Annotated in this window: 26 protein-coding genes; 7 read left to right on the top strand and 19 right to left on the bottom strand. The window is 65.4% G+C overall.

Going from position 1 to position 23,477, the window contains the following annotated elements; all coding sequences use genetic code 11:
- Window positions 1-829, top strand: an 829-nt coding sequence (locus UNPA324_RS21035; protein WP_141938942.1) for a quinone-dependent dihydroorotate dehydrogenase, incomplete at its 5' end; no start/stop codon positions are given.
- 151 nt (window positions 830-980) lie between these two features.
- Here the strand turns inward: UNPA324_RS21035 and UNPA324_RS21030 are convergent.
- From UNPA324_RS21030 to UNPA324_RS21010, 5 genes are all read right to left on the bottom strand, one after another.
- Window positions 981-2,306, bottom strand: a complete 1,326-nt coding sequence (locus tag UNPA324_RS21030) for an MATE family efflux transporter (protein WP_128922977.1) — start codon at window positions 2,304-2,306, stop codon at window positions 981-983.
- Window position 2,307: 1 nt separating this feature from the next.
- Entirely contained in the window at window positions 2,308-3,042 is a 735-nt protein-coding gene (locus tag UNPA324_RS21025; RefSeq protein ID WP_128922976.1) for an MBL fold metallo-hydrolase, read from the bottom strand.
- Window positions 3,043-3,063: 21 nt separating this feature from the next.
- Window positions 3,064-3,369, bottom strand: coding sequence for a DUF6460 domain-containing protein (locus UNPA324_RS21020; protein WP_128922975.1), 306 nt, complete (start codon window positions 3,367-3,369; stop codon window positions 3,064-3,066).
- Window positions 3,370-3,647: 278 nt separating this feature from the next.
- Window positions 3,648-5,309, bottom strand: coding sequence for an ATP-dependent DNA ligase (locus UNPA324_RS21015; protein ID WP_141935756.1), 1,662 nt, complete (start codon window positions 5,307-5,309; stop codon window positions 3,648-3,650).
- Entirely contained in the window at window positions 5,306-6,343 is a 1,038-nt protein-coding gene (locus tag UNPA324_RS21010; RefSeq protein ID WP_128923027.1) for a ligase-associated DNA damage response exonuclease, read from the bottom strand. Before UNPA324_RS21010 ends, UNPA324_RS21015 begins: the two co-directional genes overlap by 4 nt.
- A 134-nt stretch (window positions 6,344-6,477) precedes the next feature.
- Between UNPA324_RS21010 and UNPA324_RS21005 the strand changes: the two genes are divergently transcribed.
- Both UNPA324_RS21005 and UNPA324_RS21000 read left to right on the top strand, forming a co-directional pair.
- A complete protein-coding gene (locus UNPA324_RS21005; RefSeq protein WP_128922973.1) occupies window positions 6,478-7,404 on the top strand; it encodes a class I SAM-dependent DNA methyltransferase in 927 nt (308 codons plus the stop codon).
- Window positions 7,405-7,519: 115 nt separating this feature from the next.
- Complete coding sequence (locus UNPA324_RS21000) at window positions 7,520-8,749, top strand: ABC transporter substrate-binding protein (RefSeq protein WP_164936695.1); 1,230 nt, start codon at window positions 7,520-7,522, stop codon at window positions 8,747-8,749.
- A 152-nt stretch (window positions 8,750-8,901) separates the two neighbouring features.
- Here the strand turns inward: UNPA324_RS21000 and UNPA324_RS20995 are convergent, their stop codons facing one another.
- The 14 genes from UNPA324_RS20995 to UNPA324_RS20930 all read right to left on the bottom strand — a co-directional run bounded on the left by UNPA324_RS20995 (window position 8,902) and on the right by UNPA324_RS20930 (window position 19,967).
- The gene (locus tag UNPA324_RS20995; protein WP_141935754.1) at window positions 8,902-9,753 is read right to left on the bottom strand and encodes an amidohydrolase family protein; all 852 of its coding nucleotides are present in this window, start codon (window positions 9,751-9,753) and stop codon (window positions 8,902-8,904) included.
- Between the two features lie 3 nt (window positions 9,754-9,756).
- Window positions 9,757-10,734, bottom strand: coding sequence for an aldo/keto reductase (locus UNPA324_RS20990; protein ID WP_128923026.1), 978 nt, complete (start codon window positions 10,732-10,734; stop codon window positions 9,757-9,759).
- Window positions 10,735-10,833: 99 nt separating this feature from the next.
- On the bottom strand, window positions 10,834-11,766 hold the full coding sequence (locus UNPA324_RS20985) for a sugar-binding protein (RefSeq protein WP_164936694.1): 933 nt from the start codon (window positions 11,764-11,766) through the stop codon (window positions 10,834-10,836).
- Window positions 11,767-11,860: 94 nt separating this feature from the next.
- Entirely contained in the window at window positions 11,861-12,931 is a 1,071-nt protein-coding gene (locus UNPA324_RS20980) for an ABC transporter permease (protein WP_128922969.1), read from the bottom strand.
- Window positions 12,931-13,689: an ATP-binding cassette domain-containing protein gene (locus UNPA324_RS20975; protein WP_128922968.1), complete on the bottom strand. Its 759-nt coding sequence runs from the start codon at window positions 13,687-13,689 to the stop codon at window positions 12,931-12,933. The genes UNPA324_RS20980 and UNPA324_RS20975 overlap by 1 nt, the downstream gene beginning before the upstream one ends.
- A gap of 16 nt (window positions 13,690-13,705) precedes the next feature.
- Window positions 13,706-15,028, bottom strand: a complete 1,323-nt coding sequence (gene xylA, locus UNPA324_RS20970; protein ID WP_141935752.1) for a xylose isomerase — start codon at window positions 15,026-15,028, stop codon at window positions 13,706-13,708.
- Complete coding sequence (gene xylB, locus UNPA324_RS20965) at window positions 15,029-16,483, bottom strand: xylulokinase (RefSeq protein ID WP_141935750.1); 1,455 nt, start codon at window positions 16,481-16,483, stop codon at window positions 15,029-15,031.
- A gap of 81 nt (window positions 16,484-16,564) precedes the next feature.
- A complete protein-coding gene (locus UNPA324_RS20960; protein WP_128922965.1) occupies window positions 16,565-17,605 on the bottom strand; it encodes a LacI family DNA-binding transcriptional regulator in 1,041 nt (346 codons plus the stop codon).
- 98 nt (window positions 17,606-17,703) lie between these two features.
- Window positions 17,704-18,168, bottom strand: coding sequence for a GNAT family N-acetyltransferase (locus UNPA324_RS20955; protein WP_164936693.1), 465 nt, complete (start codon window positions 18,166-18,168; stop codon window positions 17,704-17,706).
- Between the two features lie 2 nt (window positions 18,169-18,170).
- The gene (locus UNPA324_RS20950; RefSeq protein ID WP_164936692.1) at window positions 18,171-18,683 is read right to left on the bottom strand and encodes a GNAT family N-acetyltransferase; all 513 of its coding nucleotides are present in this window, start codon (window positions 18,681-18,683) and stop codon (window positions 18,171-18,173) included.
- Window positions 18,683-19,264, bottom strand: coding sequence for a helix-turn-helix domain-containing protein (locus tag UNPA324_RS20945; RefSeq protein ID WP_128922963.1), 582 nt, complete (start codon window positions 19,262-19,264; stop codon window positions 18,683-18,685). The genes UNPA324_RS20950 and UNPA324_RS20945 overlap by 1 nt, the downstream gene beginning before the upstream one ends.
- Before the next feature lie 176 nt (window positions 19,265-19,440).
- Window positions 19,441-19,629, bottom strand: coding sequence for a type II toxin-antitoxin system RelE/ParE family toxin (locus tag UNPA324_RS20940; protein WP_283810258.1), 189 nt, complete (start codon window positions 19,627-19,629; stop codon window positions 19,441-19,443).
- On the bottom strand, window positions 19,583-19,762 hold the full coding sequence (locus UNPA324_RS36190) for a type II toxin-antitoxin system RelE/ParE family toxin (protein ID WP_141935748.1): 180 nt from the start codon (window positions 19,760-19,762) through the stop codon (window positions 19,583-19,585). Before UNPA324_RS36190 ends, UNPA324_RS20940 begins: the two co-directional genes overlap by 47 nt.
- Complete coding sequence (locus UNPA324_RS20930; protein ID WP_128922961.1) at window positions 19,749-19,967, bottom strand: hypothetical protein; 219 nt, start codon at window positions 19,965-19,967, stop codon at window positions 19,749-19,751. The genes UNPA324_RS36190 and UNPA324_RS20930 overlap by 14 nt, the downstream gene beginning before the upstream one ends.
- Window positions 19,968-20,418: 451 nt before the next feature.
- Here UNPA324_RS20930 and UNPA324_RS20920 point away from each other — a divergent pair, with 451 nt between their 5' ends.
- From UNPA324_RS20920 to UNPA324_RS20905, 4 genes are all read left to right on the top strand, one after another.
- Window positions 20,419-21,102 carry a helix-turn-helix domain-containing protein gene (locus UNPA324_RS20920; protein ID WP_181769462.1) on the top strand — a complete coding sequence of 228 codons (684 nt, stop codon included), beginning with the start codon at window positions 20,419-20,421 and terminating at the stop codon, window positions 21,100-21,102.
- Between the two features lie 182 nt (window positions 21,103-21,284).
- Complete coding sequence (locus UNPA324_RS20915; protein WP_141935742.1) at window positions 21,285-21,602, top strand: hypothetical protein; 318 nt, start codon at window positions 21,285-21,287, stop codon at window positions 21,600-21,602.
- The gene (locus UNPA324_RS20910) at window positions 21,589-21,876 is read left to right on the top strand and encodes a hypothetical protein (protein WP_141935740.1); all 288 of its coding nucleotides are present in this window, start codon (window positions 21,589-21,591) and stop codon (window positions 21,874-21,876) included. Before UNPA324_RS20915 ends, UNPA324_RS20910 begins: the two co-directional genes overlap by 14 nt.
- 251 nt (window positions 21,877-22,127) lie before the next feature.
- The gene (locus UNPA324_RS20905; RefSeq protein WP_181769461.1) at window positions 22,128-23,315 is read left to right on the top strand and encodes a phage major capsid protein; all 1,188 of its coding nucleotides are present in this window, start codon (window positions 22,128-22,130) and stop codon (window positions 23,313-23,315) included.
- The last annotated feature ends 162 nt before the right edge of the window (window positions 23,316-23,477 follow it).

Genomic DNA, 23,477 nt, shown 5'->3' with positions numbered 1-23,477 from the left:
AAAAGCCGGCAACCCGCGGCCGCGGCTGTTCCGGCTCGAGCGCGACGAGGCCATCATCAACCGCATGGGCTTCAACAATGACGGCGCGGACGCCGCATTGCGCCGCCTGGCTGCGCGCGCGCAGCACGGCGGCATCGTCGGCGTCAATGTCGGCGCCAACAAGGATTCGCCCGACCGCGTCGCCGATTACGTCACGCTGATCGAGACTTTTGCGCCGGTTGCGAGCTATTTCACCGTCAACGTCTCCTCGCCGAACACGCCGGGCCTGCGCAATTTGCAGGAAGGCGCGCTGCTCGACGATCTCCTCGCACGCGTGATCGATGCGCGCGAGCGTGTCAGGCAGAAGGCCGGCGACACGCCGGTGCTGCTCAAGATCGCGCCCGATCTCAGTCTTGCCCAGCTCGACGACGTCGTGCAGGTTGCGCGTTCGCGCCGGGTCGACGGCATGATCGTGTCGAACACGACGATCGCGCGGCCGAGCACGCTGCGGGAGGTGATGCGGGCCAAGGAGCAAGGCGGCCTGTCCGGCCGGCCGCTGTTCCGCCTGTCGACGCGGATGGTGGCGGAGACCTATGTGCGCGTCGAGGGGGCATTCCCGCTGATCGGCGTCGGCGGCGTGGATTCCGGCGGCGCCGCGCTGACCAAGATCCGCGCGGGCGCAAGCCTGATCCAGCTCTATTCGTCGCTGGTCTACAAGGGCCTCGGCCTCGTCGACGAGATCAAGCGCGACCTCACCTCGACCCTGCTCCGCACCGGGCGGGATTCGCTGTCCGAGATCGTCGGCGCGGATGCTGCGACGCTCACGGCGGAAGACTGGCCGGGGATGTGAGACGGTCTCATGCCCCGGACGCAGCGCAGCGCGCCGTCTTCCGCGTGATGCGCTGCAGAGCCGGGGCCCATGTGGCAGCGAATTCGAGGAGAGCTGGATTCCGGCTCTGCGCAGCAGCGTTTCACGCTGCAGCGCGTCCGGGACACGATCGTCACAGTTTCGAAAACGTCGCCCTGAACTGTGCCGGATAGCGCGCGGCCTGCAACCCGCCGCGCGAGAGGTAGGAGGCCATCAGCGCCCACCACAATCCGGCATTGCCGAACGATTGCAGCGCCCACCAGGTGCCGAGGAAGATCGCGAGCGAAGCCAGCATCAGATTGCGCATCTCGCGCGCCCAGGTCGCGCCGATATAGATGCCGTCGAAGCCGAAGGCGAACACGCCGGGGATCGGCGCGAGCACGACGAAGGGAAGGAATTCGCGCGCCGCCCGGCGCACGTCCTCGCTCGCCGTCATGACATCGATCAGCCCCGGCCCGAACAGCGCGAACAGCACGGCGACGACGATGGCGAAGCCGAGCCCCCAGAGCAGCACCAGCCGGGTCGAGGCGGCAAAGCCTCTTGCATCGCGTGCGCCGAGAGTGCGGCCGCAGAGCTGCTGGGCCGCGTTGGCGAGGCCGTCGAGGAAGAAGGCGCTGACCAGCAGGAAGTTGTTGAGCACGGAGTTGGCGGCCAGCGTGACGTCGCCGGCCTGCGCGCCCTTGGCGGTGAAGAACAGGAACACGACGATCAGCGCCGCGGTGCGGATCATGATGTCGGAATTCACCGCCAGCATCCGCAACAGCTTGTCGCGGTCGAGCAGGGTCGCGATGGGCAGGGCGAAGCCGCCATCGGCATAGTGACGGCAGACGACCAGACCGAGGGCGAACCCGACCGCTTCCGACGACAGCGCGGCGATCGCGGCGCCGGCGATGCCGGCGTGGTAGACCAGCACCAGCAGGATCGTCGCCGCCATGTTGACGAGGTTGACGACGACCTGAAGCAGCAATGCTGAATTGGCGCGGGCCTGGCCGATCAGCCAGCCGAGAATGACGTAATTGGCGAGCGCGAACGGCGACGACCAGATCCTGATTCCGAAGTAGGTCTGTGCTGCCCGCGTCACGCCTTCGCTGCCGCCCATGAGGTCGAACAGCACCGCGGCCAGCGGCAATTGCAGCGCGATCAGCGCGGCGCCGATCAGGCCGGCGACGATGAAGCCGCGCGCCAGGATCGCGCTCGGCTCACGCACCTCGCCTGCGCCCAGCGATTGCGCAGTGAAGGCGAGCGTGCTCATGCGCAGGAAGCCGAACAGCCAGAACAGGCAGTCGAAGATCACCGACGCGATCGCGACGCCGCCGAGCAGGGCGGCATCGTCGAGGCGGCCAATCGCTGTGGTCGAGACAATGCCGATCAGCGGCGTGGTCAGGTTCGCGACCATCGCGGGACCTGCGATGGCGAACACCTGGCGGGAGCCGATCTTGAGGGGAACGGGCGCGTGCATTTCAGAATACGAGGACCATGCCGTCTTCGGCGGCGAGATGCGCAATATCGTCCAGGCGCGAGAGCATGTCGTCGCTCATATGGGTGAGGACGAGCCGCTTGGCGCCGATTGCAGGAAGATGCTGTTCCAAGGTCTTCAGGCTGAGATGGTTCTTGACCACCTTCTCGTACATATAGGCCTCGGCGATGAAAAGGTCCGCGCCGTACGCCAGCGGAATGAGCGTTTCCGTCCATTCGGTATCGGCGCTGTAGGCGAGCGTGCGGCCCTCGGCCTCGACGCGGTAGGCGAGGAAGGGCCCCCCGGATTCGCCGTGCACGACGGGATAGGGCATCACCGTCACGGTGCCGAAAGTCCGGCTTTGCTCGGGCGCAAGCTCGACGACATCAAGCTCGAAGCGCTGTTTTGTCTTCGAGGAGTGCTCGAACAGCGCCTCCATGACCTCACGCAGCCGCCTCTCGATGCCTTGCGGGCCCGCGATCGTCAGCGGCCGCGTCCGCCGCGAGAACTGCGCATCGAGCAGCAGGAACGGCAGCCCGGCGAAATGATCGCCGTGGAAATGCGTGATCAGGATCAGATCGATCTCGTCGCACGCGATCTCCAGCCGCTTCAGCGCCGGCAAAGCCGACGCGCCGCAATCGATCAGGAAGTTGGCCTCGCGCCCGGAGACGTGAAAGCAGGTGTTGAGCCTGCCGCCGGAGCCGAAGGCGTCGCCGCAGCCGACAAAGCGCAATTGCATCGGCTGCGGGCTCCCAATTCCTTACCGGCCGCGCGGCGCGCCGAACACGCGCGAGAGCAGCCAGATCGGGATCACGATGACCGCGCCGAGCAGGAAGTAGCGCCACAACCAATTCACGGTGTCGAAGCCGAGATCCCAGAGGCGCTGGAACAGGAGGCGGATGCTGGTGATGATGTTCCAGGGATCGAATCCGATCGCGGCCAGCACGACACCGACCAGGATCGAGAGCAGCACCAGGCGGAACGCGACAGCCAGCGGCGAGCCGCCGAGAAAGCGGTGCAGGCCATCGCTGCGGCCGGCCGGCAAATCTCTGACGTCTTGGACCATCGCAAACTCCCGAAGCGGATTCGACCCCATTATAGGGCACGGCGAGGCACATGGGGAACCCGCAAGCGAGCGTCAATCGGGTTACGGGAGTTTAATTCGGGCATGCGCGTGCCGCCAACCTCTCCCGCCTGCGGGAAAGGTCGCGCCCCGGGCGATGCGAAGCATCGTCCCGCGCGCGGGTGAGGGCTTTATCCTCTAGGCGACTGTCCCAATGCGGAAACACCCTCTCCCGCAAGCGGGAGAGGGTGCGCACCGCCATCGCGGCGAGATCGAGGCCCTCACACCTCGATTTCCGCCGCCTCCTCCTTCAGCATCCGCTCCAGCGTTTCCAGCCTGTCCGCCTCCCGCGGCGGCTTGTCCCAGCGCAGGCGGCTGATGCGGGGGAAGCGCATGGCGACGCCGGATTTGTGGCGCGGCGAGCGCTGCAGGCCCTCGAACGCCACCTCCAGCACCAGCCCCTTGTCGCCCTCGTGCACGACATGGCGGACGGGACCAAACTTTTCCGTGGTGTTGCGGCGGACGAAGCGGTCGATCTGCAAAAGCTCCTCGTCGGTGAAGCCAAAATAGGCCTTGCCGACCGGCACCAGTTCGTCGCCGCCCCCGCCTGCGGTCCAGACACCGAAGGTGTAGTCGGAATAATAGGACGAGCGCTTGCCGTGACCGCGCTGCGCATACATCAGTACGGCATCGATGATGTGCGGATCGCGCTTCCACTTCCACCATTGGCCCTTCGGCCGGCCCGGCAGATAAGGTGCATCACGCCGCTTCAGCATCACGCCCTCGACGGCCTCCGCATCTTCGCCGGCGCCGGCACTCGCGGGATTGGCGCGCGCGGCGGTCAATGCCTCCCAGCTTGCGAAGGGGACGGTCGGCGACAGATCGATGCGGGGATCGCTAAGCTTCTTGATGAAGCTCTCCAGCCGCTCGCGCCGTTCCGCGAACGGCAGCTCGCGCAGATCGTTCTCGTCGTCGCCGAGCAGATCGTAGGCGCGCAAATGGATCGGAAATTCCTTGATCAGTTTTGGCGAGACGACCTTGCGGTTGAGCCGCTGCTGCAGGACATTGAAGCTCTGCACGCGGCCCTCACGCAAGATCAAGAGCTCGCCGTCGATCGCACCCGGCAGATGCAGTGACGGCACAAGATCCGGAAAGCTCCCGGTGATGTCCTCGCCGGTGCGCGAATAGAGCCGCGCCGTGATGTGGCCGCGCTCGTCACGCCCCGCCACCGCCTGCACGCGGATGCCGTCCCATTTCCATTCGGCGATGTAGTCGGCGGGATCGAGCGCGGCGAAATCGCTGTCCTCGATCGCATGCGCCAGCATCACGGGCCGGAACGGCGCGGGATCGCGGTTGACCGGCTTGTCGGCGCGGCCTTCCAGCCATGCGAACAGATCGAGATAGGGCGGGATGAGGCCCGGCCAGATCAGCTCGACCTCATGCGGATCCTTGTCGCCGAGCGCGGCCGCCGCGGTCTTGGCGAGGCGCGCGGAGATGCCGATGCGAAGTGCGCCAGTGACGAGCTTCAGCAGCGCCCAGCGGCCGGTCTCATCCAGCTCGTCGAGCCAGCGCTCAAGCTGCTTCGGCAGCTCGGTCTTACCGAGCGTGCGCAGCGTGGTGACGACTTCGGTGAGAGTTGGGGGTGGCGGGTTGTTGTGAGCGGCCAGCGCGGCCTTCGGCCACATCAGCGCCACCGTCTCCGAGAGATCGCCGACATAATCGTAACTCAAGCCGAACAGCACCTCGTCCGTGCGCGACGCGATGAGATCGCGGATCAGCGCGGGCTTGGCATGCTTGAAGCTGAGCGCGCCGGTCAGCGCGGCCAGCGCGTAGCCGCGGTCGGGGTCGCCGACCTCGCGGAAATAGCCGGTGATCAGCCGCAGCTTGTTGTTGCGGCCGGGCTCGTAGGCGAGACGGTCGAGCAGTTCGGCAAAGCGGTTCATGCCTCGGCCTCGCCTTGAATGGGCGTCTCGCTCTCCTCCTCGTCGCCATAGCCGACCAGATCGAGCGGCTGCGCTTTCAGGCCTTTGCTCCGGCACCAATGCACCAGCGCATCTTCCTGACCGTGGGTGACCCAGATCTCGCCGGCGCCGGTCGCACCTATCGTGGCGGTGAGGCCGTCCCAATCGGCATGGTCGGAAATCACCAGCGGCAGCTCGACGCCGCGCTGCCGCGCCCGGGCGCGCACGCGCATCCAGCCCGAGGCAAAGGCGGTGACCGGATCGGGAAAGCGCCGTGTCCAAAGATCTGATGTCGCCGAGGGCGGCGCCAGCGTGATGGTGCCGGCCAGCGCCGCCTTCTTCATGCCCTTCACCAGCCTGAGCTCGCCGAGCTCGATGCCGCGGCTTTGGTAGTAATGCGTGATCGTCTCCATCGCGCCATGCAGGTAGATCGGTGCGTCGTAGCCGGCCTGGCGCAGCAGCGCGATCACGCGCTGCGCTTTGCCGAGCGAATAGGCGCCGACGAGATGCGCGCGCTCGGGAAACAGCGCGACCGAGGCCAGCAGCTTCTTGACCTCTTCGGCAGCATCGCCATGCCGGAATACCGGCAGCCCGAACGTTGCCTCGGTGATGAAGACGTCGCACGGCACCAGCTCGAACGGCGCGCAGGTCGGATCTAACGCATCCTTGTAGTCGCCGGAGGCGACGATGCAGGTCTCCTTGCACGTGACAGCGATCTGCGCCGAGCCCAGCACGTGGCCGGCCGGGTGAAACTTCACGCAGACGTCGCCGAGCCGGATCTCCTCGCCATAGCGGATCGCTTGCGTCGAGCCAGCAAAATTCTCGCCATAGCGCAGCCGCATCATGTCCAGCGTTTCCTGCGTCGCCAGCACCGCGCCATGGCCGGCGCGGGCATGATCGGAATGGCCGTGGGTGATCACGGCCCGCTCAACCGGGCGGACAGGGTCGATATGGAAGCCGCCGGGCTTGCAGCACAGGCCGGCAGCAGCTGGCAACAGGATATCTTGGGGGCGCATGGTGGTCATATAGGGACCGACGTTCCGATATTCATCCGTCATGCGCGGGCTTGACCCGCGCATCCATCGCTCTAAACAGTTCCTTTTTTTGATGGATTGCCGGGTCAAGCCCGGCAATGACAGTCGGTTCCAGAATGCCCCTGCGCCTATTCCAGTCCTCCGGCGATCTCATGGCCGACCGCCGCTTCGAATTCGCGCGCGACCTCCAGCTCAAGGGCGATCTGCCCGCCGCTGCCGACCTCATCGAGCAGGCGCTCGAGCTCGCGCCGAATTTTACGTCGGCCTGGTTCACGCTTGGCGAGATCCGCCAGCAGCTCGGCGAGCGCGACAAGGCGATTGCCGCCTTTCGCGAAGCACGCCGGTCCGATCCCGACGACCAGCATGGCGCTCACCTGCATCTGATACGCCTTGGCGACGAGCAATTGTCCGAGATGCCCAAGGCCTATGTACAGGCCCTGTTCGACCAGTATGCGCCTCGCTTCGAGCACACGCTGATCAACGATCTCGGCTATCGCGCGCCGTCCCTGATCTTCAAGGCGGTGGTGGCTGCCCGCGTCGCGGCGAAGAAGCCCGCCCTGTTCAAGCACGCCATCGATCTCGGCTGCGGCACTGGGCTTGCGGCGGCCGCCTTCGCCAAACAGGTCGATCATTTCACCGGAATCGATCTCTCCCCCGGCATGATCAAGGAGGCGCGCGCGACGGGTCTCTATGCCGAGCTCGAAATCGCCGACATGATCCAGGGCTTGCAGGGCAAGCCCCAAGGAAGTGCGAACCTGATCGTGGCGGCGGATGCGTTTGTGTATCTGTCGGATCTCGCACCGGTGCTGACTGAAGCCAGGCGCGTGCTTGCGCCGGGCGGCGTGCTCGCCTTCACGCTCGAGACCCAGGATGGCAGCGGCATAATTCTCGGCGAGGGCCTGCGCTATGCCCATGCAGCGGAATATGTGCGGAGCGCGCTCGTCAGGACCGGATTGAAGCTCCTGACATTGCAGGCGGCGTCCCCGCGCATCGAAAACAACGAGCCGGTGCGCGGTCTCGTCGTCGTCGCCGAGAAAACTTGAGTCTAGGCGCTAACGCGCTGCGCTTTAAGCGTCATTGCGTCGCAAAGCTGCGACTTCCCACTTGCGAGCCGTGCCGCGTTGCCAGCACAATGCGCGCGCTAGGGAGAAACAATTAATGACGAAGAATCCATCGCGGCGCGATTTCAGCGCCGCCGCACTCGCCACCATCGCTGCATCCACCTTGCCCGCGCCTTACGTCTGGGCCGCGGAGAAGAAATACGATGCGGGTGCCAGCGACACCGAGATCAAGATCGGGCAGACCGTGCCGCATTCCGGGCCCGGCTCGCTCTACGGTGTGTTGGGGCGCATCGGCGAGGCCTATTTCCAGATGCTGAACGAGAAGGGCGGCATCAATGGGCGCAAGATCAAGTTTCTCACCATGGACGATGCCTACAGCGCGCCGAAATGCGTCGAGGCGACGCGGCGCCTGGTCGAGCAGGAGGAAGTGCTCGCGCTGTACGGTTCGCTCGGCACCGCGCCGCAGACCGCCGTGCACAAATACCTGAACTCCAAGGGCGTGCCGCAGCTGCTGCTCAACACCGGCGCGTCGAAGTGGAATAATCCGAAAGAGTTCAAATGGACGATGGCGGGCCTGCCGCTCTATCCGACCGAGGCGCGCATCCTGGCCCGCCACGTCATCAGCGTGAAGCCGAACGCGAAGGTCGGCATCCTCTACCAGAACGACGATTTCGGCCGCGACTTCTTAGGTCCTTTCAAGAAGGTGCTGGCGGACGCCGGCGGCACCGCGCAAGTGATCATGGAGCAGACCTACGATCTCACCGATCCCACGGTCGATTCGCAGCTCATCAACCTCTCGAAATCCGGGGCCGACGTCTTCTACAACATCTCCACCGGCAAGGCGTCGTCGCAGTCGATCCGGAAAGTCGCCGAGCTCGGCTGGAAGCCGCTGCAGCTCCTTTCCGCCGGCTCGACCGGCCGCTCGATCCTCAACGCCGCGGGCCTGGAGAACTGCGCGGGCATCGTCGCGATCCGTTACAACAAGGAGGTCGGCCTGCCGAAATGGGAGAAGGATCCCGACGTGATGGCGTTCGAGGAGCTGCGCAAGAAATATCTGCCCAGCATCGACCCCGACAACACCATCGCCTTCGCCGGCTATGGCCAGGCCGTGACCATGGGCGAGATCCTGCGCCGCTGCGGCGACGACCTCACCCGCGCCAACGTGCTGAAGCAGGCTTCGACGCTCAAAGGCTTCCACTCGCCCTACTTCCTCGACGGCGTCACCTACAGCTACACGCCCGAGGACTACACGCCGATGAAGACGCTGTTCATCTCGACCTTCAGCGGCAAGGACTGGGACATCTCCGACAAGCCGATGTCGGAGTAGAGTCGAGCGAGTTCGCGATCTGCCAGCTGTGCATGCTCCCTCTCCCGCTTGCGGGAGAGGTCGGGGAGAGGGTGCCTCCGCGCTGGGACAGTCGCCTAGAGGAGAAAGCCCTCACCCGGCGCTCGGGTAAACACAAGCCGCAGCGGGACGCTTTAAGTCGCGACGGCCAGTCGATACGCCGCTGCGGCATTCACGCCAAAAGCCTTGTCCCGCGCCTGCGGGCCGAGCTTTGCGAGGCAAGCTTCCAGCGCGTCCTTGATCTCGCCGTAGCTTCCCGCAAGCAGGCACACCGGCCAGTCCGAGCCGAAGATCAGCCTGTCTTCGCCGAAACAGCTCGCGGCGTGTACGACGAACGGAGACAGGCGCTCCGCATCCCAGTCGTTCCAGGCCGCTTCGGTCGCGAGCCCTGAGATCTTGCACCAGACATTGCCGCAGGCCCCGAGCGCCTTGATGCGGGCGGCCCATTCGGAGCTGCCGCCGGCGGCGATCGGCGGCTTGGCCGCGTGGTCGAGCACGAAGCGCGCTTGCGGAAAGGCCTGCGCGGTCGCGATCGCGGCCGGCAGCTCGCGGCTGCGGACGAGAAAATCGTAAGCAAGATCATGCGCGAACACTGCGGTGAGCCCGCGCTGGACGTCCTCACGCAACAGCCAATCAGGATCGGGCTCATCGTGCACCTGATGGCGGATGCCGACGAGCTTGTCCCCGCCCGGCAAGCCGCGCAGCCGCTCGAGCGTGTCGCCGAGCGCCCCGTCCGTCAGGTCGGCCCAGCCGACGACGCCGATCACCGACGGCGTGGCATGCGCGATGCGTAGGAACTCCTCGGTTTCTTCCAGCGCGGAGCGGCATTGCACCAATATGCTGGCGTCGATGCCGTTCGCCGTCAGCAGCGGCGCGAGATCGGCGGGACCGAAAGCGCGGCGGATCGGTGCGAGCTCGTCCGCTGCCATCCAGGGATAGTCGGCGCGCGCGGGATCCCAGAAGTGCTGGTGAGCGTCGATGATCATGCCTTACGCTCCGCCCGGCAGTGGCGCGCGCGCATCGACGAGCTTTCGCGCGCGCAGCTCCTGCCAGAACGCCGGCGGCACCGCCAGCTCCGACATCGCGATGTTGTCGGCCACCTCCGCGGCGTTGCGCGCGCCCATTACCGCGACCGTGACCGCCGGATGCGCCATGCAGAACTGGAGCGCGGCGGCTTTCAGCTCCGTGCCATGCTTGCGGCAGAGCGCGTCGAGCTCCTGCGCCCGCGCAACCAGCGACGCATCGGCGTCCTGATAATTGAACTTCGCGCTGGTATGCGGATTGGCCAAAATGCCGCTGTTGTAGATGCCGCCGAGCAGGATGCCGATGCTCTTGGCCGTGCAGACCGGAAACAGCGCATCGAGCGCGCCCTGGTCGAGCAGCGTGTAGCGGCCCGCGAGCAGGAAGCAATCGACCGGCACGACTCGCGCAAAACGCGTCAACATCTCCGACTGGTTCATGCCGGCGCCGATCGCCTTGACCGTGCCGTCCGCGCGCAGCCGCTGCAGCGCACGGAAGGCACCGTCGACGGCCTCGTCATGGTGATCGTCGGGATCATGCACCAGGAGGACGTCGACGCGGTCGAGCCCGAGGCGAACAAGACTCTCCTCCACCGATCGCATCACGCCGTCATAGCTGAAATCGAACACCGGCCGCTCGCGCGGTGTGCCCTTGTAGTGCTCGTCCTCGGAAGCAGCGCCCTCCGGCGCACGCAGCAGGCGGCCGACCTTGGTCGAAATGGCGTAGGACTCGCGCTTTTGTTGTCGCAGGAAGGCGCCTAACCGCCGCTCGGCGAGGCCAAAGCCATAGAGCGGCGCGGTATCGAAGAAGCGCACCCCGAGTGACCAGGCGCGCGCGATCGTCGCCTCCGCATCGGCGTCGCTGACAGGGGCGAACAATCCGCCCAGCGGCGCGGAGCCGAGCCCGATTGAGGTGACGTCGAGCGAGCCGAGCCGCGACCGTTTCATTCCCATGGCCTTCTTCGTTCCAACGATCAAATCATCTCCCCCGCTTGCGGAAATCGCAAGCGGGGGAGGCATGCAGGAGCGCGGGGCTGGCAGGCGCTCCTACTTCAACATCTGCGCGACGTTGTCCTTGGTGACGAGATCGAGGCCGGTGTAGACGATCTCCGGAACCTTCTCGCCCTTCTTGATGGCGAGCAGCGTATCCATGGCCTTCTCGCCCATCTCGAACGGACGCTGGCCGACCAGCGCATTGGCATAGCCGTCACGCAAGAGCTCGAGCTGCATCTTCAGCGTATCGGCGACGACGAGCGTGAACTTGCCGGAATCGATGTCCTTCTTGTTCCTGCTGGCGAAGGCCTTGAAGCCTTCGGGCGCGAACATCGGCCAGCCGCCGATGGGAACGATGGCGGCAAGATCCGGCGTTGCGGTGCGCATGTCGGTCATCTGCTGGACCGCGAGCGCGGGATCGTCGTTGCAGAAGGTCGGAGAGCCCGCGACCTCGGTCCATTTCGAGCCCTTCAGCGCCTCGCGCACGCCATCGACGCGCTCGGCGAGGTTCTTGGCGCCGGGACCGCCGGAGACCATGGCGTATTTGCCGCCGTCAGGCCGCATCTTCAGCAATTGCTTGCCGAGCGCGACGCCGAACTCCTTGTTGTTGGTGCCGATATAGGCGATGCGCTTGGAGCCGGGCGCATCGGCATCGAAGGTGATGACGGGGATGCCGGCGGCGGTTGCCGCCTCGATCGACTTGGTCATGGCCGCGACGTCGGCGACCGAGATGGCGAGGCCGTCGACCTTCTGGGTGACGAAGTCCTGGATGATCTGCGCCTGCGTCGCCGGCTCGTGCTCGACCGGTCCCTTGTAGATGCACTCGATATTGCCGAGTTCCTTGGCGCGCTTCAGGCAGCCGTCGCGCGCAAAGTCGAAGAACGGATTGTTCATCGCCTTGGGCACGATGACGAAGCGGTAGTTCGCGGCGAATGCCGGCGTCGCCATCATCGCAACCGCGATGCCGGCCAGAAGAAATTTCCTCATTGTCTCCTCCACCCTTGTTTGGTGCCCGTCCTCTCGAAAGTGCCCGGGAAGCGGACAGGCGGCATTTTCGTTGCCTTCCCGAGATGACGTCATTTCAGGTCATCCGCGAGCGGATGCGATCGACCAGCACGGCCAGGATGATGATCACGCCGACCAGCGTCTGCTGCCAATAGGAGGAGACCTGCGCCAGCACGAGGCCGTTGCGGATCACCTCCAGCAGCACGCAGCCGACGATCGCTCCCAGCGGACCACCTATACCGCCAGCAAGATTGGCACCGCCGATCACGGCCGCCGCGATCACGTTGAGCTCGTAGGACGTCGCCATGTTGGCCGGCGCCGACCCGAGCCATCCGGAAATGATGATGCCTTGCAGGCCGGCGGCGAGCGCGCAGATCACGTAGACCTCGATCTTCACCCGCACCACCGGGATGCCGGTCAGCTCGGCCGCCTTCTCGTTGCCGCCGAGCGCGAAGACGTGGCGGCCGAACGAGGTGTGGTGCAGCACCACGGCCATCGTCAGCGCCAGGATCATCAGGTAGATGAAAGGCACGGGCACGCCGAGCACGTCGCCCGAGGTCGCTGCGTAGAAATAATCGGCGTCGGGTCCGCCCGGAAAACTGCCGCGGCCGTTGGAGACGACATAGCCAAGTCCGCGCACGATCGAGAGCATGCCGAGCGTGGTGACGAAGGGCGACAGGCCGAGCACGGCGATGCAGAAGCCGTTGACGAGGCCGGCGATCAGCGCAACCCCGAGACCCGCGAGGACCGAGACCAGCAGGATCAGTCCCGGCACGTTGGCCAGCACCGTCTTGCCGTCAGCCGCCATGTGCACCAATGGCGAGCCGGGCGCCGACAGCTCGGTCATCACCATCGAGGTGATCATGGCGGAGAAGCACATCATCGATCCCACCGAGAGGTCGATGCCGCCGGTGATGATCACGAAGGTGACGCCGAGCGTCGCGATGGCGATGAAGGAGAAATTCTTCGCCACGTTCTGCATGTTGCCTTCGGTGAAGAAATACGGGCTGGCGAAATGCATGATCACCAGCAGCACGGCCAGCGCGAGCAGCACGTAGCCGGTCTGCGAGGCGAAGATGCCGCGCTGCCACCATTTGATCCGGCCCACATTGGTGAAGCTGATCGGAGATTCCATGGGCATGGCCATTACGCCGCCTCCTTCGCGCCGGTGATGAGGGCGGTGACCTCCTCTGGCGAGGTCTCGTGGATCGGCTTGTCGGCCCGCTTCTCGCCGCGGCGCATGACGATGACGCGATCGCACACCGCGAACACGTCGGGCATGCGGTGCGAGATCAGCATCACGGCAACCCCCTGCTCCTTCAGCCGATGGATCAGGCCCAACACCTGTTCGACCTGACGGACCGAGATCGCGGCGGTCGGCTCGTCCATCATCACCAATCGCGCATTGGAGAGCCGCGTGCGCGCGATCGCAACCGCCTGGCGCTGGCCGCCGGACATCTGCTTGACGAGATCGTCGGGACGCGTTTCCGAGCGCAGCTCGCCGAACAGCTCCAGCGCGCGCGCCGCCATCGCCTTGTGGTCGAGCAGCGCGACAGGTCCGAATTTGCGCTTCAGCTCGCGGCCGAGGAACACGTTGGCGGCGGCCGTGAGATTGTCCGCCAGCGCGAGGTCCTGATACACGACCTCGATGCCGACCGCGCGGGCATCGACCGGCCGGCTGAAATGGACCGCGTTGCCGGCGAAGCGGATCTCGCCATGGCTGGGGCGGAAATTGCCGGCGATGATCTTGACCAGCGTCGACTTGCCCGCGCCGTTGTCGCCCATCAGGCCAACCACCTCCCCCGGCAGAACCTGCAGATCGACGTCGTGCAGCGCGCGGATGGCGCCGAATTCCTTGCCGATGCCTGAGAGCTCGAGGACCGGTGTCGTGTCAGCATGTGCCATCAGCGGTCTTTCTCCCTCAGACATGGCGATTGACCAGGGATTCCAGATATTCCTGTCGGCCCGAGCGCGGCTGCGGATCGAAGCCAAGCTGAAGCGCGCGGTCGGCGAGCTCGGCGAGCGAACGCTGGCCGGCGAGAATGGCGCGGCCCTCGGGGCCGGACCAGCCTTCGTAGCGCTTGGCAAGCGGCGTGGTGAGCACGCCGGCGTCGACCATGTCGGCGGCGGCGAGGAAGGCACGCGCGCAGGCATCCATCGAGCCGACATGGGCGTGGATCAGATCGTCAGGATCGATCGACTGGCGACGGATCTTGGCGTCGAAATTCAGCCCGCCCGAGGTGAAGCCGCCGCGGTTCAGGATTTCGTGAAACACCAGCGCCAGCTCCGGCACGTTCATCGCGAACTGGTCGGTGTCCCAGCCGAGCAGATCGTCGCCACGGTTGATGTCGAGCGAGCCGAACACGCCGAGCGCTTCGGCCAGCGCGACCTCGTGATGGAACGAATGGCCGGCGAGGATGGCGTGGTTCTGCTCGATATTGAGCTTGACGTCCTTGAGTAGGTCGTAGCGTTCGAGGAAGCCGTAGCAGGTGGCGACGTCGAAATCATATTGATGCTTGGTCGGCTCCTTCGGCTTCGGCTCGATCAGGATCGGGCCCTTGAAACCGATCTTGTGCTTGTGCTCGACGACAAGCGAGACGAAACGGCCGAGCTGGTCGAGCTCGCGCTTGAGATCGGTGTTGAGCAGCGTCTCATAGCCCTCGCGCCCGCCCCACATCACATAGTTCTGGCCGCCGAGCCGATGCGTCACCTCCAGCGCGGCGCGGACCTGGCCGGCAGCATAGGTGAATATCTCTGGGTCGGGATTGGTCGCCGCGCCCGCCATGTAGCGGCGATGCGTGAACAGATTGGCGGTGCCCCAGAGCAGGCGGACCTTAGCTGATGCCATCTTCTGCTCGAACAAATCGGCAATCGCGTTGAGATTGGCGACGGACTCGGCGAGCGAAGCGCCCTCCGGCGCCGCGTCGACGTCGTGGAAGGTGAAGTAGGGCACATCGAGCAGGCGGAATAGCTCGAACGCGACATCGGCTTTTGCCCGCGCCTGCGCCATCGCATCCGTGCCGTGGTGCCAGGGCCGCAAAAACGTCTCGCCGCCGAAGGGATCGCCGCCCGGCCAGCAGAACGAATGCCAATAGCAGACCGCAAAGCGTAGGTGATCCTCGAGCCGGCGGCCGTGAACCACGCGATCCTTGTCGTACCAGCGGAACGCGGGCGCCTGTCCCGCGTCCTGGCCGGCAAAGGCGACAGGTGCGCTTGCATCGAAGAATTTGGCTGACGCGTTCACTTAAAGAGACTCCTTCAATGCGGGATAAAGCGCGCGCCATCGCCGATAGGCTTCGTCATAGGCGGAGGCGACGGAAGCGCGGGGCGTAAAACTCGCAAGCCGCCGCGGGCGGGTGCAGACCGCCGCAGCGCTCTCGCCCGTCGCAGCGAGCCGGCCCAGCCGCGCGGCGCCGAGGGCCGCTCCCACCTCGCCCTCTTCGGCGCGGTGAACGGGAATGCCGAGCACGTCGGCGCAGATCTGCGCCCATAACGGCGAGCGCGAGCCGCCGCCGACGAGATCGACCTCGCTAATGGGCCCGCTCGCCGCACTCAGCGCCGCCAGATTGTCCCGTGCGGCAAAGGCCACGCCTTCGAGCACAGCCTGGACGATCTGCGTTCGCCCGGTCGCAGCGCGCAGGCCGACAAAGGCTCCGCTCGCGGCCGCATCGTTGTGCGGCGTGCGTTCGCCGTCGAGATAGGGCAGGAATCTGATCGGGCTGGGCGCATCGACGCGCTCGCCGAGCGGCGCCAGCAGGGCCGCGGCCGGCGTCTCCATCACGCCGGCGAGCCAGGCGAGCGAAGCTGCGGCCGACAGCATCACGCCCATCTGGTGCCAGAGGCCGGGCAATGCGTGACAGAAGGCGTGCACGGCCGAGGCCGGCGCCGGCGCAAAGCGATCGGTGACGCGGAACAGGACGCCGGACGTTCCCAGCGACAGGAACGCATCGCCCGGCGCGATGGCGCCGAGCCCGATCGCGCTCGCGGCATTGTCGCCGGCGCCGCCCGCGACCACGACGTCTTTCCTCATGCCCCAGCGCTGCGCATAGTCCGGCGCGAGCACTGCGCTCGCCGCGCTGCCCTCGACGAGGCGCGGCATGTGGTGGAGATCGAGCCCGGTGGCGTGCAGCAGCAGGGCCGACCAGCGCCGCTGGCCGACATCGAGCCACAGCGTGCCGGCGGCATCGGACATGTCCTCGACCATCTCGCCGGTGAGGCGATAGCGGACATAGGCCTTGGGCAGCAGCACCTTTGCGACACGCTCGAAAATCTTCGGCTCATGCCGCGCGATCCACAGCAGCTTCGGCGCAGTGAAGCCGGGCATGGCCAGATTGCCGGCGATCGCGTGCAGCGACGGACAGCGCCGCTCCAGCACCGCGCATTCGGCCTGCGAGCGGCCGTCGTTCCAGAGAATCGCCGGGCGCAGCGGCTTGCCGTCCTCGTCGAGCAGCGTCGCGCCATGCATCTGACCCGACAGGCCGATGCCGGCCACCTGAGCAATCTCGCGCGGAAGACGCGCCGCGAGATCGTCGACCGCACCGATCGTCGCATCGACCCAGGAATCGGGGTCATGCTCGGACCACAGCGGCGCCGGATGCGACAGCGCGAGCTCGCGCGTTGCCGTCGCGACGACCGCGCCGGCTTCGCTCACGAGCACCGCCTTCACGCCGGACGTGCCGATGTCCAGTCCGAGATACAATTCGTCCTCCTCTCTACTTATTGCGATGCGCGATCTTGACGTCGCGCTCTCCGCCACGGCCCGTTCGATAGCCACCTGCCGCTAGGGCAGATTGTCCCGCATCACGATGTCGATCCTGATCTTCTCCTGTTCGCGCAAGATCGGCTCGCCGCGGGCGAGCGCGAGCAGCACGCGCACGGCGGCGCGCGCTTCATGTCCGGGGTTCTGCGAGATCGCGGCATCCATCACGCCCTGCAGCAGGAGGCGGCGCGTCAGCACGGTGACGTCATGACCGACGAACACCACCTCGTCGCGGCCGGCATCGCTCAACGCTTTGGCGACGCCCTGGGTGCCTGCGCCGACGTTATAAAGCCCGACAATGTCGGCATGCTCGCCGAGCAGCCGCGCCAGCACCTGCTCCGAACGATCGTCCTGGTCGCGCCCTTCCAGCACTGGCAGCACGCTGAGACCGGGGAATTCCGACGCCATCACCTGGTTGAAGCCGAAGATGCGCTCGGCATGGTCGCGCAGGCCCTGCGAACCCGCGACGATCGCGACCTTGCCGGAGCTCTGGCCGACCAGCCGCCCGACCAGCGCGCCGGCGGTGCGGCCGGCCGCGATGTTGTCGATGCCGACATAATGGTGGCGGCGCGACGACGGCACATCCGACACCAGCGTCACCACCTTGGTGCCGGCATCGACAAGGTCGTTGATGGCGGCGCGAACGCTGGGGTGATCCAGCGCCACCACGGCGACGCCGTCGTAATCGCCCGACAGCGCCTCGAGCGAGGCCGCAAGCACCGAGGGATCGAACACGTCGGTAGCGACCATCTCGACGCCGAGGCGGCGGGCCGCGAGCCAGCCGGCCATCTCGCCGAGATAGGCCTCGATCTGCTGCATGAACGGGTTCGGCCCCGACGGCATCACGAAGGCAAAGCGGCGGGCGCGGCCGCGGGCGAGCTCGGCGGCGGCGACATGCGGCTGGAACGAATGACGCTCGATCGCTTCCCGGACGCGCCGCACCGTGTCCGGCCGGACGCCCGGCCGGTTGTGCATGACGCGATCCACCGTCGCGAGGCTCACGCCCGCCTCGCGGGCGATGTCCTTCAGCGTCAGCGCGGTCGTGGTGAGGGTCTCAGCCATGGCTTAAGGCTAGCAGAGGTGTTTTGAGGTACGCAACTCATTTTGAGGGGCATGAATGCAGTTTCGAGCTCGGGTTGAACCAAGCACCGCGCCGGCAGTCAGCCCCGGGTCAGATCCAGCGTGAGGAAAAGGCTATTGGGATCCTCGACGTAGCCTTCGAACGGGCCGCAGAGCACGAAGCCGTGCGCCCGGTAGAGCGCATGCGCCGGCTTGAAATAAACCCATGAGCCGGTCTCGAGGCTGAGCCGGTTCAGGTCGCGCGCATGGGCCTCGGCGATAATGTGGCGGAGCATCTGGCCGCCGAAGCCGCGCCGCCGCGCGGTCTGAAGCGTGTGCATCGACTTCACCTCGCCATGATCGGCCGAGAGCGTCTTCAACGCGCCGGTGGCGACCAAGTGCTCGCCGTCCCAGCCGGTCCAGAACGCAACATCGCGCGCGCGAAGCCCCGCCAGATCGAGCGCATGCGCGCTGCCCGGTGCGGTCTGCGCCCGCGCAGACGTGACATGGTGATCGAGCAACGCGATGACGCGCGGATCGAAGGTGTCGCCGGTGCGGATCTGCATGGTCAGGGCCTCACGTCGCTTGCAAGGAGCTTCTGCATGAAGACGAGGTCGAGCCAGCGGCCGAACTTGCAGCCGACCTCGGGCATGCGGGCCACCTCGGCGAAGCCGAGCGAGGCGTGCAGTCCGATCGAAGCCGCGTTGGTGCCGTCGATGCCGGCGATCATCGCGTGCTTGTGCATGGCGGTGGCACGCTCGATCAATGCGGCGACAAGACTGCGGCCGATGCCCGCCCTGTGATGCCGCTCGTCGACATAAACGGAATTCTCCACGGTATGGCGATAGCCGGGAAACGGCCGGAAGTCGCCGAACGAGGCGAAGCCGACGACATCTCTGCCCTTCATCGCGACCAGCACGGGATAGCCCGCTTGCTGCCGTGCGAGAAGCCATTGACGCCGCGAATCCAGATCGGAGGGACCGTCGGTCCAGACCGCCGTGGTGTTGAGTGCGGCGTAATTGTAGATGGCGAGGATATCCTCGGCATCCTCCAGCGTGGCATCCCGCACGATCAGCGACATCACATCTTCCCGTAGGAGGAGCCGCGCCGCGTGATGATGACGTAGCGCGCGTCCTGTTTGGTTTCGTTCTCGAAGGTCACCGCACGCATCACGTCGAAATCCAGGCAATCGCCCTCGCGCAGGCGGACCGTCTTGGCGTCGATGTACACGGCGATTGCGCCCTCCAGCATCAACAATTGCTGGGTGAAGGCATTGCGGCCCCAGGGGCTGTACGGCACCCGCGCGCCGGCCGGCAGGTCGACCACGATGATCTCGATGCCGCTCGCCGCATCCGTCGGCGAGGCATGCCGCCGGCGATAGCCACTGTCGGGATCGCGCCAGTGCGGTTGGTCGGCAAGCCGCACCAGGCGCTCCGGCGGCTTCTCGGCGAGTGCGACGACATCGCTGAGCGAGACGTCGAGCGCGGCGCAAAGCCTGCCGAGCAGCGCAGCCGTGGCGCTGCTCTGGGCCCGCTCGACCCGCCCGATCATGGCCCGGCTGACACCGGAGCGGCCCGCGAGTTCGTTCAACGTCATGCCCGCCTGCGTCCTCAGCGTCTTCAAGCGGCGACCGATCGCACGGTCGAGTTTCTGCTGGTCCATTGGCTTTCATCCGAACATTGCCCGGTGCAGGGACCGTAGCCGCCGGGCGAGAGGAGCTTAGGGCGAGCAAGGCGGGCGTGCCGGGAGCGAGAGGCTAACATATTAGAATCTTCGGCAACCGCTCGCCGAGAATACTCGGGCTCAATGGCCAAGCGACGCTTTCGGCGCCCTCCGCTCTACCCATTCTCGTCTTTGGAAAAAATGGCCTCAATATCCTGCCTGCCATCAAGCACTCGCACGATCTCGGCGCGGTCATCCTTCAAGCGATAGAAGACGACTTGCGGCGCAACCGCCAACGAACGCAGGCCGGAGCGAATTTCATCGCGCGCCCGTCCGGCGTTGGGGAAAATCCTCGATGACCGCAACGGCTTGCCCGATCTGACGCAAGATCCTGTCGGCGGTGCCGACTCCTGCCATCTCAGCGTAGTAGTCCCAAAGCTGATCAATATCGTCGAGCGCTTCTGGGGACCAAATGGCTGGAAGCTTATGCCCCACCATGCCGTGAGTTCTTCTTGCGAAGAAATTCTTCCATGTTCAGGGCTGCGCCCTTGCCTGCATCGAGCGAATGGATTCCACGGTCCATTTCGGACCGAAGAGCGTTGAGCTTTTCGACGTGCGAAAGCAATTTCCGGCCGATCTCTTCCTGATCTGCCGCCGGCAGCTGGGAAATTTGCGCGATGGCTTGTTCGAGCGTCCTGACCATGGCTTCAGCCTATCACATCCCGCAGACGGGCCGGGCCGAAAACTTGGAGCGGGCGAAGGGAATCGAACCCTCGTATGCAGCTTGGGAAGCCAAGCTAAGCTGTTGATCTAACTCGACCGCGTTCCCCGCGCCATCAAGCGGAGAACGAAGTGACTAAGCCCGGCGGCTGGAAGCACAGCCAGGAAACCTGCTCCAAAATCGCCGCGACCAGGCGCTCGCAGCTGAGCGACCCTGCGGAGCGCGCCAAGATCAGCGAAGCCACGAAGGCGCGTATGGCGGATCCTGCCGTGCGGCAGCGCATTCGGGATGGGATGCTGAGGGCTAGCGGCTCAGCCGACGAGCTCAGGACGCTGCGCGCTGTGTGGCGGGCAACTCGCCCGACTGTCCGGGCGCGCTTCCTGGCCGAATTGCTCGAGCCGATATGTCACTCGGGACTCGAGGGCGATCAGTCATGAGCTGGCAGGCCACTGCATGGGCTGCGAAGCAGGTGACCGGCTCGGCTTCGAACAAGCTAACCCTGCTCGCCTTGGCAAACTATGCCGACCACGAGGGCGTTTGCTGGCCCACCCAAGAGACCCTAGCCAGGGACACTGAGCAGAGCGTCGACACCGTCCAGCGGCGCCTCAAGGCGCTCGTTAAGCTCGGCCTGGTGCGCGTCGAAACTCGGCCCGGCGGCCGCGGCCAGTGGGATGGCAGGAAGTACTACCTGGCGATGGGTGTTGCAGAAATGTCCGAGCCGCAATCTGCGGCACGGTCGGACCCTGCGAATGAGCCCGCGACGAAGCCTCGCCATGCCGCACCAGGCCCGGTCACCGTACCGCACCAGGCCCGGTCACCGTACCGCACAGCTGTGCGGCATAAACCTTCAATAGAACATCCAATAGAACCTCCAGCGCGAACAACTGCGAGTTCCGCCGACGAGCGTCTGCAGGCTTTCCAGGGGAAGTGCGAGCCGACAGAGGTCGTCCAGAATCGCATAGCTCAGCGACTTGGATCTGAAGGTTGGTTGATCCTAGGCGAGCTGAGCGATGCGCAGCGCTCGAGGCTCACCACGCTGCAGCGTCGTGGCGAGCTCGACGATGCCGCCTTGGCTAGCTTCGCCGCATCGGTGCGCCTGGCCCGGCCGCCGCCGTGATCGCGCGGCGAGCCCGCTTCGGAAAGCTCTGACAAATCGTCAGCAGTTTTGAGGCGCGGTCGCCTAGCCGGGAGGGTGGGTCAGAAGTCGCTAGAGCTCTGGCGCTGAGACCGGCCCCTCTCTAACTCGCAGGTTTTTTTCCCCGCCACGCCACTTTTTCGGCCTCGAAATGGACCTACACGATGACCGCTAGAAAAATCTTTGAGTCGAATCAACGCATTGCGAGCGATGCGGCTCGGCCGGCCGCGCTGGAAGCCGCATTAAATTCCCGCCAGCTGTCGCTGCCGCTTTCGCAATCATCGGCGTGCGATGTCTGCGGAACGCCGTTCGAAATTGTTCGCCGTCGCGGCCGGCCTCAACGGTTCTGCAGCGATCCGTGTCGCATCGCGCAGGCGAAAGCACAACGATCGGACTGGTCGCGCGTGAATTGGGCATCGCGTACCGCGGCCAAACGAAACCTCTCAACCCCAACCGGAGAAACTCCCGATGTCGAAGACTGAAAACGCGAATCGCACTGTCGTCAGCATGCTTGCGACGAATCCAACTACCGTTGAGCAGAACCTGGCTCGCGTCTGGCATCGCCACGTCGACGACCTGGTCGCTGTTGGCGTGCCCGCCGAGATGGCCGAGCACTCGATGTTGGCAGCCGCGCTGGTGCGCGCAGCGCGATCGGAAGGCGGGGTGGCGGTGGTTTGTCGCCTGCGCGATGCTGCCGACGCCTTCGAGCGCGAGCTGCTAACAGCCGATGCGCAGCGCCGGCAAAATTTCAATTGACAGCGTTTAGAAAAATAATCGAGCTTGCCCGTGCTTCAGCCGACCGCGTGTTTCGAGTCGGCGGCTAGAAGCCCGACACGCGCGACGCTGTCGAAGCCCATGCCTGGCGCTGGGACCGGACACCAAGCCGGATCATCTTTTCCCACGGAAATCACCTCGCTCGAGGCGAGCGCAAGCTTTGCTCGCGCGAGATCATCAAACCCGCTCGAAAGGAGCGCATCATGACGTCTATTCGCGTGAACTCGCGGCGTGTGCCGCACATTGCCGTTGCCGCACTCGCGGCTAACCGCCCCTCGGCCATCATCGGCGCGCCGAGAAACGAAGGCGATCCCGTCCAGCGCGTGCTCAACCAGGTCTCCGACGAGCTGAGCCGTATCACCGGCGAAATGCGCAACCGTGTCAGCGAGACCCAGAGGCGCCTCCAAGAGCTCGAGACGCGCAACCGCGATATCGAACAGCAGCTCGCTGACGGTCTCCGTCTCGGCGGCCGCGGCGGTGGCGTTCAGTCGTGGGGCCAGCAGTTCGTCGCAGATCCGCAATTCGCCGCGATCGGCGGCTCGAACGGTCGTGGCGTCGCGCGTGTAACCGTCAAGTCCATGACCTCAGCGATCGGCTCGGGGGGCGCGTTGATTGCCCCTGATCGCCGCTCCGATGCGATCATGAAAGCGCGCCGCCGTGTCCGCATTCGCGACCTGGTCGCGCCCGGCCAGACGAGCAGCAACTCGATCGAGTATCCTCGGCAGACAACGCGGACCAACAACGCGGCAGTTGTGAGCGAAGGGGGGCAGAAGCCGGAAAGCAACATCGCCTTCGACCTCGCGACTTGGCCGGTGCGCACGATCGCGCACTGGATCCCCGCTTCGAAGCAGCTCATGGACGATTCGAGCGCCATCGCATCGCTGATCGATAGCGAGTTGCGCTATGGTCTCGATCTCGTCGAGGAAGCAGAATTGCTCTCCGGCAGCGGCGTCGGCCAACATCTGACCGGCTTGATTACCGGCGCCACGGCATTCTCACCGCCATTCGTTCTGACTGGCGTGCAGATGCTCGACATGTTGCTGCAGGCGATTGCGCAGTGTGAAGAGGCAGACTACGAGCCCGATGGCATCGTGCTTAACCCTCTCGATTGGCGGATGCTGCAGGCCATCAAGGACGGCGTCGACCGCTATATCGGTGGCGGACCTTACAGCGACCAGGTTGCACGACTCTGGCAGTTGCCGATCGCGACAACGAAGGCGATGTCCAGAGATAAATTTCTGGTTGGAGCATTCGAGCAGGGCGCGCAAATCTTCGATCGGCAGGAAGCGACCGTCGAGGTCTCCACCGAGGACCGCGACAACTTCATCAAAAACATGCTGACGATCCGCGCCGAGCAGCGCCTCGCGTTCGTCGTCAAGCATCCCGACGCGTTCATCTACGGTGATTTCGGGAACGTCTAATCCGTAATTCGGGGCAGGACATTGACGCTGCTGCAGCCCGGCGAACAACGAAAAGCATCCTGCCCGCCCCGATGACGTAGCAGGGTTCAAGGATGCAAGGCTGGCCTAATCGGGGCGACTCTTCGATCGGAACGAGGAGTCGCCCTGTTTTCCACTGCGGCG

The sequence above is a fragment of the Bradyrhizobium sp. UNPA324 genome (assembly GCF_006658635.1).
Taxonomy (GTDB): domain Bacteria; phylum Pseudomonadota; class Alphaproteobacteria; order Rhizobiales; family Xanthobacteraceae; genus Bradyrhizobium; species Bradyrhizobium nanningense.
The sequence above is the reverse complement of the archived record's forward strand: the minus strand, read 5'-3'. Positions and strand labels throughout refer to the sequence as shown.